At 75.4% G+C, this 13,624-nt stretch carries 11 protein-coding genes; 8 read left to right on the top strand and 3 right to left on the bottom strand.

Annotation, left to right across the window (positions count from 1 at the left end; all coding sequences use genetic code 11):
* Positions 1–561 precede the first annotated feature (561 nt).
* From NX801_RS17205 to NX801_RS17190, 3 genes are all read left to right on the top strand, one after another.
* Positions 562–1,884, top strand: a complete 1,323-nt coding sequence (locus NX801_RS17205) for an SWIM zinc finger family protein (RefSeq protein ID WP_258788615.1) — start codon at positions 562–564, stop codon at positions 1,882–1,884.
* 228 nt (positions 1,885–2,112) lie between these two features.
* The gene (locus NX801_RS30785) at positions 2,113–2,865 is read left to right on the top strand and encodes a chaplin (RefSeq protein ID WP_309505853.1); all 753 of its coding nucleotides are present in this window, start codon (positions 2,113–2,115) and stop codon (positions 2,863–2,865) included.
* A gap of 130 nt (positions 2,866–2,995) precedes the next feature.
* Positions 2,996–3,628 carry a nucleoside/nucleotide kinase family protein gene (locus NX801_RS17190; protein ID WP_258788614.1) on the top strand — a complete coding sequence of 211 codons (633 nt, stop codon included), beginning with the start codon at positions 2,996–2,998 and terminating at the stop codon, positions 3,626–3,628.
* Between the two features lie 437 nt (positions 3,629–4,065).
* On the opposite strand, the gene NX801_RS17185 is transcribed toward NX801_RS17190, so the two are convergent.
* Together NX801_RS17185 and NX801_RS17180 are read right to left on the bottom strand one after the other, a co-directional pair.
* Positions 4,066–4,956 (bottom strand): carbohydrate kinase family protein, encoded by an 891-nt coding sequence (locus NX801_RS17185; RefSeq protein ID WP_258788613.1) that lies wholly within the window; start codon positions 4,954–4,956, stop codon positions 4,066–4,068.
* Entirely contained in the window at positions 4,953–5,861 is a 909-nt protein-coding gene (locus NX801_RS17180) for a pseudouridine-5'-phosphate glycosidase (protein ID WP_258788612.1), read from the bottom strand. Before NX801_RS17180 ends, NX801_RS17185 begins: the two co-directional genes overlap by 4 nt.
* A 63-nt stretch (positions 5,862–5,924) precedes the next feature.
* Here NX801_RS17180 and NX801_RS17175 point away from each other — a divergent pair, with 63 nt between their 5' ends.
* On the top strand, positions 5,925–6,281 hold the full coding sequence (locus NX801_RS17175) for a cupin domain-containing protein (protein WP_258788611.1): 357 nt from the start codon (positions 5,925–5,927) through the stop codon (positions 6,279–6,281).
* A gap of 66 nt (positions 6,282–6,347) precedes the next feature.
* Here NX801_RS17175 and NX801_RS17170 read toward each other — a convergent pair whose 3' ends face one another.
* The gene (locus NX801_RS17170) at positions 6,348–6,890 is read right to left on the bottom strand and encodes a methylated-DNA--[protein]-cysteine S-methyltransferase (protein WP_258788610.1); all 543 of its coding nucleotides are present in this window, start codon (positions 6,888–6,890) and stop codon (positions 6,348–6,350) included.
* A 409-nt stretch (positions 6,891–7,299) separates the two neighbouring features.
* Between NX801_RS17170 and NX801_RS17165 the strand changes: the two genes are divergently transcribed.
* The 4 genes from NX801_RS17165 (at position 7,300) to NX801_RS17150 (ending at position 13,479) form a co-directional block, all read left to right on the top strand.
* The gene (locus tag NX801_RS17165) at positions 7,300–8,118 is read left to right on the top strand and encodes an MHYT domain-containing protein (RefSeq protein ID WP_258788609.1); all 819 of its coding nucleotides are present in this window, start codon (positions 7,300–7,302) and stop codon (positions 8,116–8,118) included.
* A gap of 99 nt (positions 8,119–8,217) precedes the next feature.
* Complete coding sequence (gene uvrB, locus NX801_RS17160; protein WP_258788608.1) at positions 8,218–10,380, top strand: excinuclease ABC subunit UvrB; 2,163 nt, start codon at positions 8,218–8,220, stop codon at positions 10,378–10,380.
* Positions 10,381–10,539: 159 nt separating this feature from the next.
* A complete protein-coding gene (locus NX801_RS17155) occupies positions 10,540–11,118 on the top strand; it encodes a TerD family protein (RefSeq protein WP_258788607.1) in 579 nt (192 codons plus the stop codon).
* A gap of 381 nt (positions 11,119–11,499) precedes the next feature.
* Positions 11,500–13,479: a TerD family protein gene (locus tag NX801_RS17150; protein WP_258788606.1), complete on the top strand. Its 1,980-nt coding sequence runs from the start codon at positions 11,500–11,502 to the stop codon at positions 13,477–13,479.
* Positions 13,480–13,624 lie beyond the last annotated feature (145 nt).

The raw sequence follows: 13,624 nt of genomic DNA, 5'->3' as shown, positions 1-13,624 counted from the left end.
AGCGGGGCGGCCGGGTGCGCCGGGATCCCGCGTTGTCCTGTCCGGGCGGCTGGATGCGCCGGTTTCCGGCGTCCTCCCGTCCGGGCGGCCGTGCCCGCCGGTTCGCTGCGGTGTCTCCCCGGTGAGCCCGTGCCCGCCGGTCTGCCGCGCTGTTCCGCCGGGAAGCCCTTGTCCGCCGGCCTCGCGTGGTGTGCCGTTCGGTTGGCCGGGTGGGCTGGTGTCCCGTGGTGTGCCGTCCGGGCGGCGGGGTGTGCTGGTGCCCCGTGGCGTTCCGTTCGGGCGACCGGGTGTGCTGGTTTCCCGCGGTGTCCCGTTCGGGCGACCGGGTGTGCTGGTTTCCCGTCTTGCCTCGTTCGGGCGGCCGTGCCCGCCGGTTCGTCGCGGCGTTCCGCCGGGGCGCCCGAGCCCGCCGCCTTGCCGCTGCGCTCCGTCGGGGCGCTCGTGCCCGCCGCTCACCCGCGGCGTCCCGCCCTGGCGGCCGGATACGCCGGTTTTCCGGGGTGTTCCGTTCGGGTCCCCGGGTGCGCCGGGATTCCGCGCCGTCCCGTCCGGGAGGCAGGCATGAGCCCGCACCGCGCGCCGGGTCGGCGCGTCCCGCTCCACGACGACCACCGGCGCGCCTTCCCCCGGCTCGCCCCGGTGGCGGGCCCCGACGGCACCTTCGCCGCCAGCTGGTGGGGCAACGCCTGGGTGGCCGCCCTGGAGGACACCGCCCTGGACCCGGCACGGCTGGCCCGGGGCCGGGCCTACGCGGCCGGCGGCCGGGTGGACGCCATCACCGTCACGCCCGGCCGGGTGGTCGCGTATGTACACGGCAGCCGGGCCCGCCCGTATCGCGCGGAGATCCGGCTGCGAGTCCTGGACGACGAGGGCTGGGAGCGGTTCCTGGACGCCGCGGCGGCCCGCCCGGACCATATCGCCGCCCTGCTCGACAAGGACGTGCCGGAGGCCCTCGCCGCCGCCACCGAACTGCTGCCCGGCCCCGACGACCTGGTGCCCGACTGCACCTGCCCGGACGACGGCTACCCCTGCAAACACGCGGCGGCCCTCTGCTACCAGGCGGCCCGGCTGCTGGACGAGGACCCGTTCACGCTGTTCCTGATGCGCGGCCGGGGCGAGCAGGAGCTGCTCGGGGCGCTCGGCCACCGGAACGCCGCCCGGTTCGCCGCCGAAACCGCTGCCGGAGCGGCCGGGGCTGCCGGAGCGGCCGGCGGGAGCCCCGGGGACGGGACCGGCACCGGCGCCGTGCCGCCGCTGCCCACGCTGCCGGCCCGGGCGGCCCTCGCCGCGCCCCCGCCCGGCGGGCCGCCGCCCCCGCTCGCCGTGCCCGCCCGGCCCGGCCGGCCGCCGACCTGCCCGGAGGATCCGGCCGCGCCCGATCCGCTCGCCCTGGAACTGCTGGCCACCGAGGCCGCCGTCCGGGCCCATGCCCTTCTCCTGACCGGCCGGGATCCGGTGGCCGCGCTCACCCCCTGGCAGGACGCCGTCCGGCTGGCCGCCGCCCACCCGGGCTCCGGGCTCACCGCCGCCACCCGCGCCCTCTACCGGGACCTGGCCGACGCCCTGCACCGCACCCCCGTCGACCTGGCCCGCGCGGTGGCCGCCTGGCGTCAGGGCGGAGCGGCCGGGCTCACCGTGCTGGAGGAGCCCTGGGACCCGCCCGCCGGCCCCTTCGACCGGGCGCGCCCGGCCCTGCTCGCCGCCGGACTGCCGGCCTTCCGGCCCTGGCGCAACCACCTCTCCACCCGCTCGCTGCAACTCCGTTACGGCCGGGACGGCCTCTGGTACGGCTACGAGTCCGACGCCGACCGGGAGGACTGGTGGCCGCGCGGCACCCCGGACGCCGACCCGGTGGGCGCCCTCACCACCCTGCTCGACGTCTGAGGCCCGGTGCGGAGGCAGGGGCTCGGTCACCCCGCAGACCTCACACGTACGAGTGAGAGTGCCGGTCAGGGCGACCGCACACGGAACCACTCATCCAGGTGATTGGCGGCCGCGTCATAACCCGTACGGGTTCCGGGGCGTTAACTCCCAGACGGGCAGAGGCCCGTGAAAGTCTCCGGAAGGCAGGAAGCCATGCGGCACACTCGCCGAAATGGTCTGGTCACCCTCATGGCCACAGGTGGCGCGCTCGCGCTGGCGGCGGGCTACGCGCACGCCGACTCGAACGCGGAGGGCGCGGCGGTCGGATCGCCCGGCGTGATCTCCGGCAACACCGTGCAGCTGCCGGTGAACGTCCCGCTCAATGTCTGCGGCAACACCGTCAATGTCGTCGGCCTCCTCAACCCCGCCTCGGGCAACAAGTGCGCCAACAAGGGCGGCGAGGACCACCACGGCGGCAAGGGCGGGGCCTCCGGCCAGGGCAACCAGCACAAGGACCTGCCCGGCACGGCGCACGGCAACCACCAGGGCTCGGAGGGCGGCGCCTCGGCCGAGGCCGCCACCAAGGGATCCCCCGGCGTCATCTCCGGCAACGGGGTGCAGCTCCCTGTCGACCTGCCGGTCAATGTCAGCGGCAACTCGGTCAGCCTGGTCGGCGTGCTCAACCCGACCTTCGGCAACTCGTCCACCAACGGGGAGGTCGAGCGGCCGGTGAAGCCGGTCACCCCGCCGGAGACGGCGGAGCCCGGGGAGCCGGTCACCCCGCCCGAGAAGGACGAGCCCACGGCGCCGCGCCCGGCCGGTGAGAAGCCCGCCCCGGCCCCCGAGCCGGAGACCGCCCCCGAGCCGCAGGGGCACTCCGCGGTGCTGGCGATGACCGGTTCGGGCGACGGCCTGGTGGGCGTCGGCGTGCCCGCCGCGCTGGGCCTGATGCTCGGCGGCGGGCTGCTCTACCGCCGCTTCCGCCGGGCGCCCCAGGGCTGACACCCCCGTCGGCCGGCCGGCCACACGGTGGGCCCGGGCGCGGTCCTCCCGCCCGGGCCCGTCACCGTCCCGGAGCCTCCCCGGCCCGGGCCCTCCGTGCCTGTCGGAGGCACCGGGCAGCATGGGGAGGATGAGACTCGAACCGATCACCTGGGAGCGGCTGGCCGGTGCCCTGGCCGGGCACCTCGACGGACTGGCGCCCGGCGACGGCGGGCCCTGGCTGAAGGTCGCGGTCGACGGGCCGCCCGCCGCCGCTCCGGAGGGCCCGGCCGGACTGCTGGCCGAGGCACTCCGGCTGCGCGGGCGCGCGGTGCTGACCGTCGCCACCGGGGGCTTCCTCCGCCCGGCCTCGCTGCGGTTCGAGTACGGCAAGGAGGACCCCGACACGTACTTCAGCGGCTGGTTCGACACCGGGGCCCTCTGGCGGGAGGTGTTCGGGCCGCTGGAGCCGGGCGGCAGCGGCCGGGTGCTGCCCGACCTCTGGGACCCGGCCGCCGACCGCGCGACCCGCAGCCCCTACCGGGAACTGGCCCCGGGCGGGGTACTGGTGTTGCACGGGCCGTTTCTGCTCGGGCACTGGTTCCCCTTCGACCTCGCGGTCCATCTGGCCCTCTCCCCGGGCGCGCTGGCCCGGCGCACCGAGGCCGCCTGGACGCTGCCGGCCTTCGAGCGGTACGAGCAGGAGGTCGGCCCGGCCGGCGCGGCGGACGTGGTGGTGCGCGCCGACGACCCCCGCCACCCCGCCTGGACCGGCCTCCCCTAGCGCCCGGCCGGCACGTGCTCCGAGCCGCCCTCGTTCCGGCCCGCCCGCTGCCGCGCCCGAGCGCGATGCCTGCCCGGCCTGCACCTGGACCGGCCCGTCTGCTGCCGTGCCCGAGCGCGATGCCCGGCCCGCACCTGGTCCGGCCCGCCCACCGTCGTGCCCGGCCCGCGCCTGGCCCGGCCCGCCCGCTGCCGTGCCCGAGCCGGCGTCGCCCACCGCACCCGGCCCGGGCCGCAGCTGGCACGGGCCGCCCGCTGTCGTGCCCGAGCGGATGCCCGCTCGCACCTGGACCGGCGTCCCGCACCGCCCGGCGCGCCCGGCCCGTCCGTGGTGGCCGTCTCGCCCAGGGCGGGCGCCCCAGCGGGCGCCCGACCGCAGCCGGCGCCACCCATCGCACCTGGCCCGGCCCACCCGTGGCCGACGCGGCCCGCCCGGGGTCAGCGTGGCGGCCGGCCGCCCACCACGGCCACGGCCTCCGCCCCCGCCGCGCAGCCGGCCTCGGCCGCCTCGGCGGGCCCCGCCCCGGCGAGCCGGGCGGCCAGGAAGCCGCCGGTGAACGCGTCGCCCGCGCCCGTCGAGTCGACCGGCCGCACCGCCGGCGCGGGCACCCGGGCGATCAGCCGGCCATCCGCCGCGATCAGCGCCCCCTCCGCGCCCAGGGTCAGCACCACCAGCGGGACCCGGCGGCTCAGCGCCACGGCCGCTGCGCCCGGGTCGGCCAGCCCGGTGAGCAGCGCGGCCTCGTCGCCATTGGGCAGCAGCAGGTCCACCCCCGCGAGATCCGCCAGGAAGCGGTCCGTCCCGTGCCGCTCGATGAACCCCGCCGACGCCGGGTCCACACTGACCGGCACACCCCGGTCCGCCGCGGCCGACACCGCCGCGAGCGCCGCCGGCCGGCTGACCTCGCCGAAGAAGAGATAACCGGACAGATGGAGATGACCGACCCCCTCCCACGGCTGCGTCGCCACGTCCTCGGCGGTCAGCCGGAGCGAGGCTCCGCTGTCTGTGAGAAAGGTGCGCTCGGCGGCCGCGTCCACCAGCGCCACCACCGTCGCGGTCGGCGCCTCCGGGTCCCGCACCAGCACCGGCCGCACCCCGGAGGCGCGCAGCCGCTCCTCGTGCCAGCCCGCCCGGTCGGCGCCCACCCGGGCGAGCAACCGCACCTCCCGGCACCCCCGGTGCGCCGCCCAGCAGGCCACGTTGGCCGCGGCACCGCCCGGCACGATACGGATCCGGGCGGGGGTGTCGGTGGCGTGGGCGAACGGTGCCGTGTGCCGGACCACCACATCGGTGACGACATCCCCGATGACCAGCAGCCCGGCGCTCACAGCGCGCCCGCGATCCGGGCCGCCAGCTGGACGTTCCCGCGCACCGCCGCGAGATTGGCCTCCAGGGAGGCGCCCCCGGTGCCCCGCATCAGCCGCTCCAGCAGAAAGGGCGTCACCCCCTGGCCGGTCATGCCGCGTTCCCGGCACTCGTGCAGCGCCTCGTCGAGCACCCGGTCGTGCAGCTCCGGGTCCAGCTGCTCGGCCTCCGGCACCGGACGGGCGACGATCAGCGCCGTGTCCGGTCCGGCCAGGGCGTCCTGGGCGCGTATCACCGCGGCGACCTCCTCGGGGGTCCGTACGGTCCAGTCGACCGGCTCGCCCGAGGAGGTCAGATAGAAGCCGGGAAAGCGATCGGTGCCGTATCCGACGACCGGTACCCCCAGGGTCTCCAGCCGCTGGAGCGTGGCCGGCACGTCCAGGACGGACTTCACGCCCGCGCAGACCACCGCGATCCGGGTGGTGGCCAGCAGCCGCAGATCCGCCGACTCGTCCTGGTCGGCGGTCCAGCCCCGGTGGACCCCGCCGAGGCCGCCGGTCGCGAAGACCCGGATCCCGGCCAGGGCCGCGAGAAAGGCCGTGGCCGAGACCGTGGTCGCCCCGCTGGCGCCGGTGGCGAGCGCCGGGGCGAGGTCGCGGTGCCCCAGCTTCCGTACCGCCGGATCGCCGGCCACCCGCTCCAGTTGCTTCTCGTCGAGGCCCAGCCGGGCCACCCCGTCCAGTACCGCGACCGTCGCGGGCACGGCGCCGGCGGCCCGTACCAGCGCCTCCAACTCCACGGCCACGGACAGATTGCGCGGTCTGGGCAGACCGTGCGCGATGATCGTCGACTCCAGCGCGACGACGGGCCGGCCGGCCGCCATCGCCTCCCGTACCTCGGCTGAGGGCGTCACTGTGGTCTCAGGCATGCCCCATCCCTGGCGCGGGGGCGCCCGCCGCAAACCTCCGGCGGCCCGCTACAGTCACCGGCCATGACGACGCTGAACCGCCCCTCGTTCGCCGTGCACATCCCCGACGCCGAGCTGGAGCCCGAGCCGCTCGATCCGGAGCAGATCGTCTCCGGCGAACCGGTGGTGACCGGCAAGGTGCTGTGGGAGTCCGCCGACGGCAAGCAGATCCGGGGCATCTGGCAGATCACGCCCGGCGTGGTCACCGACACCGAGGCCAATGAGCTGTTCGTGGTCGTCAGCGGGCGCGCCACCGTGTCCGTCGAGGATGGGGAGACCCTGGAGATCGGCCCCGGCGACGCTTGTGTGCTCCGCGAGGGCGACCGGACCACCTGGACCGTCCACGAGACCCTGCGGAAGGCGTACCACATCAGCCTCTGACCCCGGAGCGCCCGGCTCCGGCAACCGGGCCCGGCCCGCACGACCTCCCGCACGGCTGGGCCGGTGTCAGAAGAGCGGCTCCGGCAGCACCCCCTCCAGGGCCAGCAGCCGGCGCTTGGTCTCCCGCCCGCCGCCGAAGCCGCCCAGACCGCCCTGGCTCTCCACCACCCGGTGGCACGGCACCACCAACGGCAGCGGATTGGCGCCCATCGCCGCGCCGACGGCCTGCGCGGCGCCCGGCTGCCCCACCCGCTCCGCCAGCTCCCCGTAGTTGACCACCGTCCCGTACGGCACGCCCGAGGCCAGCTCGCGGAGCACCTGGCGGTTGAAGCCGGACGTCAGCGACCAGTCCAGCGGCAGCCGGAACTCCCGCGCCCGGCCCGCGAAGTAGGCGTCGAACGCCCGTATGGGCTCGGCCAGGAGCCCCGACGGATTCTCCACCGGCGGCGCGCCGAGCCGGTCCGCCAGCCGGGCCAGCGCCTGGTCGCGCACCCGCTCCCCGGCGTGGAAGGCCACATTCACCAGCCCCACGCCGGTCGCGACGAGCAGCAGCGGACCGATGTCGCTGCCGACCACCGCCCACTCCGGAACCTGCCCCTTGCTCTCCATACCGACCACCGTAGGGGCAGCCACTGACAACGGCCCCGTCCCCGGACGGCCGGCCGGGGACGGTCACGGTCCGGGCGCCCCGGTGACCGGCCGACGAGCAGCGGCCCGGGCGGTCCGGCGGCCGGGGGACGGGCAAGGGCCCGGGCGGTCCGGCGGCCGGGGGCGAGTGACAGTCCGGGCAACGGTCCGAGCGAGCCGGACGACCACAATCCGAACGGATTCACCCGGACCGTGACACTCCCCGGCCGTTCACCGGGAAATCTCCACATGCCCGTCTGTACGGGCGCCCGTCCGGCATGGTCATCGGCCGCTGCCCACGGGTACACATGGCAACCGGGGGCGGTGGCAGGACGAGGGCGCGCCGGACCGCCGTGCGGCGGGGCGCCGAAGTGGCGAAAGGCATGGGGGCATGCGGGGCGCAGTCGGCACAGTTGAGGGGTTCGATTACGGCCTGGTCACACCCGTGGCGGCGCAGCTGATCGCCTGGTTCGGCGGCGCGCTGGGGCTGCGGTGCACCACCCGGGCTCTGCGCACGGAGGGCCCGGCCCGGCTCGGCCGGCTGGCGCTCGCCGCGGTGGCCCTGGGATCGGGCGTCTGGGCGGTGTATGTCGTCGCCATGATGGGTTTCAGCGTCGCCGAGACCCCGGTGGGCTACGACCGCCGGCTCGCGGTGGCCGGTTGCGCCGTCGCCGTCGCGATGGCCGGTCTGGGCGTCTTCGTCGTGGGCCACCGGGGCGCGACCGCGCTGGCCCTGGTCACCGGCGGCACCCTCACCGGACTCGGCATCGCCACCGTCCACTATCTCGGCATGGCGGGCGTCCGGCTGCAGGGGCGGCTGGAGTACCAGACCTCCACGGTCGTCCTCTCCGTCCTGGTGGCGGTGGTCGCCGCCACCGGGGCCCTCTGGCTGGCGGTCGCCGCCCGGGGCTTCTGGCCCGGACTCGGGGCCGGGCTGATCATGGGGGTGGCGATCACCGGGATGCACTACACCGGCATGGCCGCGCTCCGGGTCCGGCTCTCCGCCGCCGATCCGGTGGCGGATCCGGGCGGCCTTCCCGCCGTCTGCTCCCTCGCCCCGCTGCTGACCGGGCCGGTCGTGCTGCTGCTCGCCGCCGGGGCTGCCGTACTCTTCGATCCCCGCCCGGCCCCGGACGACCGCGCATCGCCGCCGTCACCGTCGCCGCCCCGTGCCCGCCGGTCGCCCAGCGTTCCCGCCCGCGACCGCTGAGGCCGCCGGGAACCCTTTCCGCGCCGCTGAGCTGCGGCGACGGCACCAGGTCGGGCGAACGGCGACCGGTTGTCAGTGGGGGGTCGTACCGTTGGGTTCATGCGGCCCGTTTCACAGATCGAACGCTCGGTGGCGCCCTTCGAGGTCGTCAGTCCCTACCAGCCCAGCGGCGACCAGCCCGCGGCCATCGCGGAGCTGGACAAGCGCGTGCGCGCCGGCGAGAAGGACGTCGTGCTGCTCGGCGCCACCGGAACCGGCAAGTCCGCCACCACCGCGTGGATGATCGAGAAGCTCCAGCGGCCCACCCTGGTGATGGCGCCCAACAAGACGCTCGCCGCCCAGCTGGCCAACGAGTTCCGCGAGCTGCTGCCGAACAACGCGGTCGAGTACTTCGTCTCGTACTACGACTACTACCAGCCCGAGGCGTACGTCCCCCAGTCGGACACCTATATCGAGAAGGACTCCTCGATCAACGAGGAGGTCGAGCGGCTGCGGCACTCCGCGACCAACTCGCTGCTCACCCGGCGGGACGTCGTGGTGGTCGCCTCGGTCTCCTGCATCTACGGCCTGGGTACGCCCCAGGAGTACGTGGACCGGATGGTCCCGCTCAAGGTCGGGGACGAGTTCGACCGCGACGAGCTGCTGCGCCGCTTCGTGGACATCCAGTACACCCGCAACGACCTGGCCTTTAGCCGGGGCACCTTCCGGGTGCGCGGGGACACCATCGAGATCTTCCCGGTCTACGAGGAGCTGGCCGTCCGGATCGAGATGTTCGGCGACGAGATCGAGGCGCTCTCCACCCTTCACCCGCTCACCGGCGAGGTCATCAGCGACGACCGGTCGCTCTACGTCTTCCCGGCCAGCCACTACGTGGCGGGGCCCGAGCGGATGGAGCGGGCGGTCAACGGCATCGAGCGGGAGCTGGAGGTGCGCCTCGCGGAGCTGGAGAAGCAGGGCAAGCTGCTGGAGGCCCAGCGGCTGCGCATGCGCACCACCTACGACATCGAGATGATGCGCCAGATCGGCTCGTGCTCCGGCATCGAGAACTACTCGATGCACTTCGACCAGCGGGAGCCCGGTTCCGCGCCGAACACCCTGCTCGACTACTTCCCGGAGGACTTCCTCCTGGTCATCGACGAGTCGCATGTCACCGTTCCCCAGATCGGCGCGATGTACGAGGGTGACGCCTCCCGCAAGCGGACCCTGGTGGACCACGGCTTCCGGCTGCCGTCGGCGCTGGACAACCGGCCGCTGAAGTGGGAGGAGTTCCAGCAGCGGATCGGCCAGACCGTCTATCTGTCGGCCACCCCCGGGCAGTACGAGCTGTCCCGCTCCGACGGCTTCGTGGAGCAGATCATCCGGCCCACCGGGCTGGTCGACCCCGAGGTGGTCGTGAAGTCCACCGAGGGCCAGATCGACGACCTGGTGCACGAGATCCGGCTGCGCACCGAGCGGGACGAGCGGGTCCTCGTCACCACGCTCACCAAGAAGATGGCCGAGGACCTCACGGACTACTTCGTGGAGCTGGGCATCCAGGTCCGCTATCTGCACAGTGACGTGGACACCCTGCGCCGGATCGAGCTGCTGCGCGAGCTGCGGGCCGGCGAGTACGACGTGCTGGTCGGCATCAACCTGCTCCGCGAGGGGCTCGACCTCCCCGAGGTGTCCCTGGTGGCCATCCTCGACGCCGACAAGCAGGGCTTCCTGCGGTCGGGCACCTCACTGATCCAGACCATCGGCCGCGCCGCGCGGAACGTCTCGGGCCAGGTCCACATGTACGCGGACACGATCACCCCGGCCATGGCGCAGGCCATCGAGGAGACCAACCGCCGCCGCGAGAAGCAGATCGCCTACAACCAGGCCAACGGCATCGATCCGCAGCCGCTCCGCAAGAAGATCAACGACATCGTGGCCACCATCGCCCGCGAGGAGGTCGACACCGAGCAACTGCTCGGCACCGGCTACCGGCAGACGAAGAGCGGCAAGGACGGCAAGCCGGCGAAGACCCCGGTGCCCACGCTCGCCGCCCACACCCCGGCGGCGGCCGCCAAGAGCGGCAAGAACGGCAAGAAGGCCGCCGGCCGGGGCGCCGTGACCAGCGACCGCCCGGCCGCCGAACTGGCCGGGATCATCGAGGAGATGACCGACCGGATGCGGGCCGCCGCGGCCGAGCTGCAGTTCGAGGTGGCCGCGCGGCTCCGTGACGAGGTGGGCGAACTCAAGAAGGAGCTGCGGCAGATGAAGGAAGCGGGCATCGCCTGACCGTTCGTCGTCCCGGGCACGACCCGACTCGGCCCGGTGTGTTGCAACAACGACACAAAAGGACACCGGGCCTGCTCGGGCTCCGGCGCCCCTGCGTAGGGTGACGGGAACCGCGCTCGCGGACGGTCGCGGGGGGAAACGCAAGGAGAGGGGTAGCGGGTGTCGGTCAACCTGAGCAAGGGCCAGGCCATCAGCCTGGAGAAGCAGGGCGGGGGCGCGCTGTCGGCGGTGCGGATGGGCCTGGGCTGGCAGGCGGCCAAGCGCCGGGGCCTGTTCGGTTCGCGCACCCGGGAGATCGACCTCGACGCCTCGGCCGTGCTCTTCGCCGAGAAGCAGCCGGTGGACGTGGTGTTCTTCCGGCACCTGGTGAGCGACGACGGCTCGGTCCGGCACACCGGCGACAACCTGGTGGGCGGCGCCGGGCAGGGCGGCGACGACGAGGCGATCCTGGTCGACCTCCAGCGCGTCCCGGTCCACGTCGACCAGATCGTGTTCACGGTGAACTCCTTCACCGGCCAGACCTTCCAGGAAGTGCAGAACGCCTTCTGCCGGCTGGTGGACGAGACCAATGGCCAGGAGCTCGCCCGCTACACGCTGGACGGCGGCGGGCAGTACACCGCGCAGATCATGGCGAAGGTGCACCGCTCGGGCGCGGGCTGGCAGATGACCGCCCTCGGCAACCCGGCCAACGGCCGGACGTTCCAGGACCTGATGCCGGCGATCCTGCCGCATCTGTGACACCGGCCGCGCCGGGTGCGCCAGGGGCGGCCCGGCCGGTCGTACGACATGTCCGGCAGCTCACCGCGCGAGAGGTCCGCACGACGTCCGCGCGATGGTTCGGCGGGCGACGCGCGCAGGACGCGTGGTGAGGCGACACGAGAACCGTACGGCACGCCCGGGCGGCTCACGGGGTGACGGGCCACCACCGGTGGGCGTCACCCGGCCGGCGGACCACCGGAAGCCGCCGCCCGCCGGGCCGCACGGCGGAGCCGCGCGCGGCACCGATGTCGCAGGCGGTGCCGCTGCCGACGCCACGGGGATGCCACGGGCGGCGCCGACGCCACGGGCGGTTCGAAACGGTGCGACGCGGTGCGACGCGGTGCGACACAGGGGGCGGGAATGACGGTCGAGCTGGTCCGGGGACAGAACCTCGCGCTGCCGCACAGCCGGCTGGCGGTCGGCCTGACGGCGGCGGCGCCGGTGGTGGCCGTGGCCACGCTGGGCGACGAGCGGGGCGCCGTCGGGGACGCCGCGTCGGTGCTCCACCCCGGCGCGCCTGCGCTGCCCGGCGTGGAGCTCTCCGGCCCGTCCGCCGCCGCTCCCGGCCCCCGGTTCGCCGTGGACCTGGCAGTGCTCCCGGAGACGGTGCACCGGGTCGCGGTGGTGCTCGCCCTGCTCCCCGGCGGCCCGGCCGGGTTCGGGGCCGTGCGGGCCTCCTCCGCCGCCGTCACCGGTCCGGACGGCGCTCTCGTCGCCCGGTACGCCCTCGCCGGTCTCGGCGCCGAGTCGGCCGTCGTGGCGCTGGAGTTCTACCGGCGCCAGGGCGGCTGGAAGCTCCGTGCCGTCGGCCAGGGGTACGCCGGCGGCCTGCCCGCGCTCTTCGCCGACCAGGGGCTCACCGGAGCCGCCGCCCTGGCCTTCGCCGTCCTGGCCGCCGCGCCCCTCGTCCCGCCGGCCGGGGGTCCCGCCGTGAGCGTGGGCGCCGCTGCCGGGGCGGCGACCGGCACGGACGGCCGGAGCCCGGCCGGCCCCGGTGCCGAGGCCGCGCCGCCCGTCCCATCCGGCCACCCGGCCGGCCCGGGTCCCGGTGCGCCCCTCCAGGAGGACCCCGCCGGGCCCCCGGCCCCCGTCGGGCGGGTCGACTACACCCACCCCGGCCGCCGTGGTGCCGTACCCGCCGCGCCGGCACCCGGGCCGGTGCCGTCCGGGGACGCCGGGGGCCCCGCCGCGCCGGTCGCCGGGGACGCCACCGGCTGGACCCTGGAGGAGCGCCTCCACAACCAGGTCTGGGGGATGTTCGAGGACCTGGCCAGGAGCACCGCCGCGTACCGGAGCGCCGTCGAGTTCGCGGAGTCCCGGCGGGAACAGGAGCTGGACCGGGTGCTCTCCGATCCGCGCGGACGCACCGGGCCCGCCGCCGACGCCGCCCGCGCGGCGGCCCGGGACCGCCATGACGAGCTGACCGGCCGGGCGCGCGAGGCGTACGACCGGGACGTGGCCCAGCTGCTGGCCGAGGCGGCGGTGGTCGAACCCGCCCTGCCCGCCGCGCTCGCCGCCTGGGAGAGCCCGGTCTGGGACGGCCACCGGCTGCCCGGGCAGGCCCCGCTCGCGGTGCGGCTGGGGGACCTGCATCTGCCGGAGCGGCCCGACCTGCGGATCCCGATGCTGGTCCGGCTGCCGCTGGAACGCGGCCTCTGGGTGGACGCGGGTCGTTCCGCCTCCGGCATCGCCGCCCTGCTGGACGCCGACCAGACGCGGCGGGCCGCCCTGGACACCGCGGTGGCCGTCGCCGCGCGGCTGCTCGCCACGCATCCGGCGGGCACCTTCACCGTGCACGCCGTCGACGCGGCCGGGGCCGGTGCGGCCGCCCTCGCCCCGCTGACCGGGGCCGGTGTCCTCGCCGGGCCGCCGGGGGCCGGTGCCGGGGGAGTGGCGGCGGTGCTGGGCCGGCTGGTCCGGCGGGTCGAGCTGGTGCGGATGGCGGTGTCGGGCGGCGCGACCGACGCGCTGCCGCCGGATCTGGACACCGCCGAACAACTGCTGATCGTCCATGACTTCCCGCACGGCTTCGACGACCGTGCCGTCACCTGGCTCCGGTATCTGGCCGAGGAGGGCCCGGAGGCCGGGGTGTATCTGGTGCTGGTGGCCGACCGGGCCGACGCCCGGGGGTACGGCCCGGTGCTTGACCCGCTGTGGCGCTCGCTGCTGCGGATCACCCCGGCCCCCGACGACCATCTCGCCGACCCCTGGGTGCAGCACGCCTGGACGTTCCAGCCGGCCCTGCCGCCGGCCGGCGGCGCGGTGCTCCGCCGGGCACTCGCCCTGGCGGCCGCCGGCCGGCGCCGGCCCTTCCCGGCTCCCCCCGCGGAACCGGCCTGAACTGCACTCTTGGTACTCCCTTTACTTTTCTCTTTACCTTCTCTTGGTCTTCCGGTACGGTTGCTCGCAGCGGAGGGGAGTACTCCCGCCTGCGGCGTTCCCGTCAGTACGGACGGTCGGACCGAGACCAGTTCCGGGGCGCCGG

The organism is Streptomyces pyxinae (assembly GCF_024756275.1).
In the GTDB taxonomy this organism is placed as follows: Bacteria; Actinomycetota; Actinomycetes; order Streptomycetales; family Streptomycetaceae; genus Streptomyces; species Streptomyces pyxinae.
This window is presented reverse-complemented; position numbering and strand designations above follow the sequence as displayed.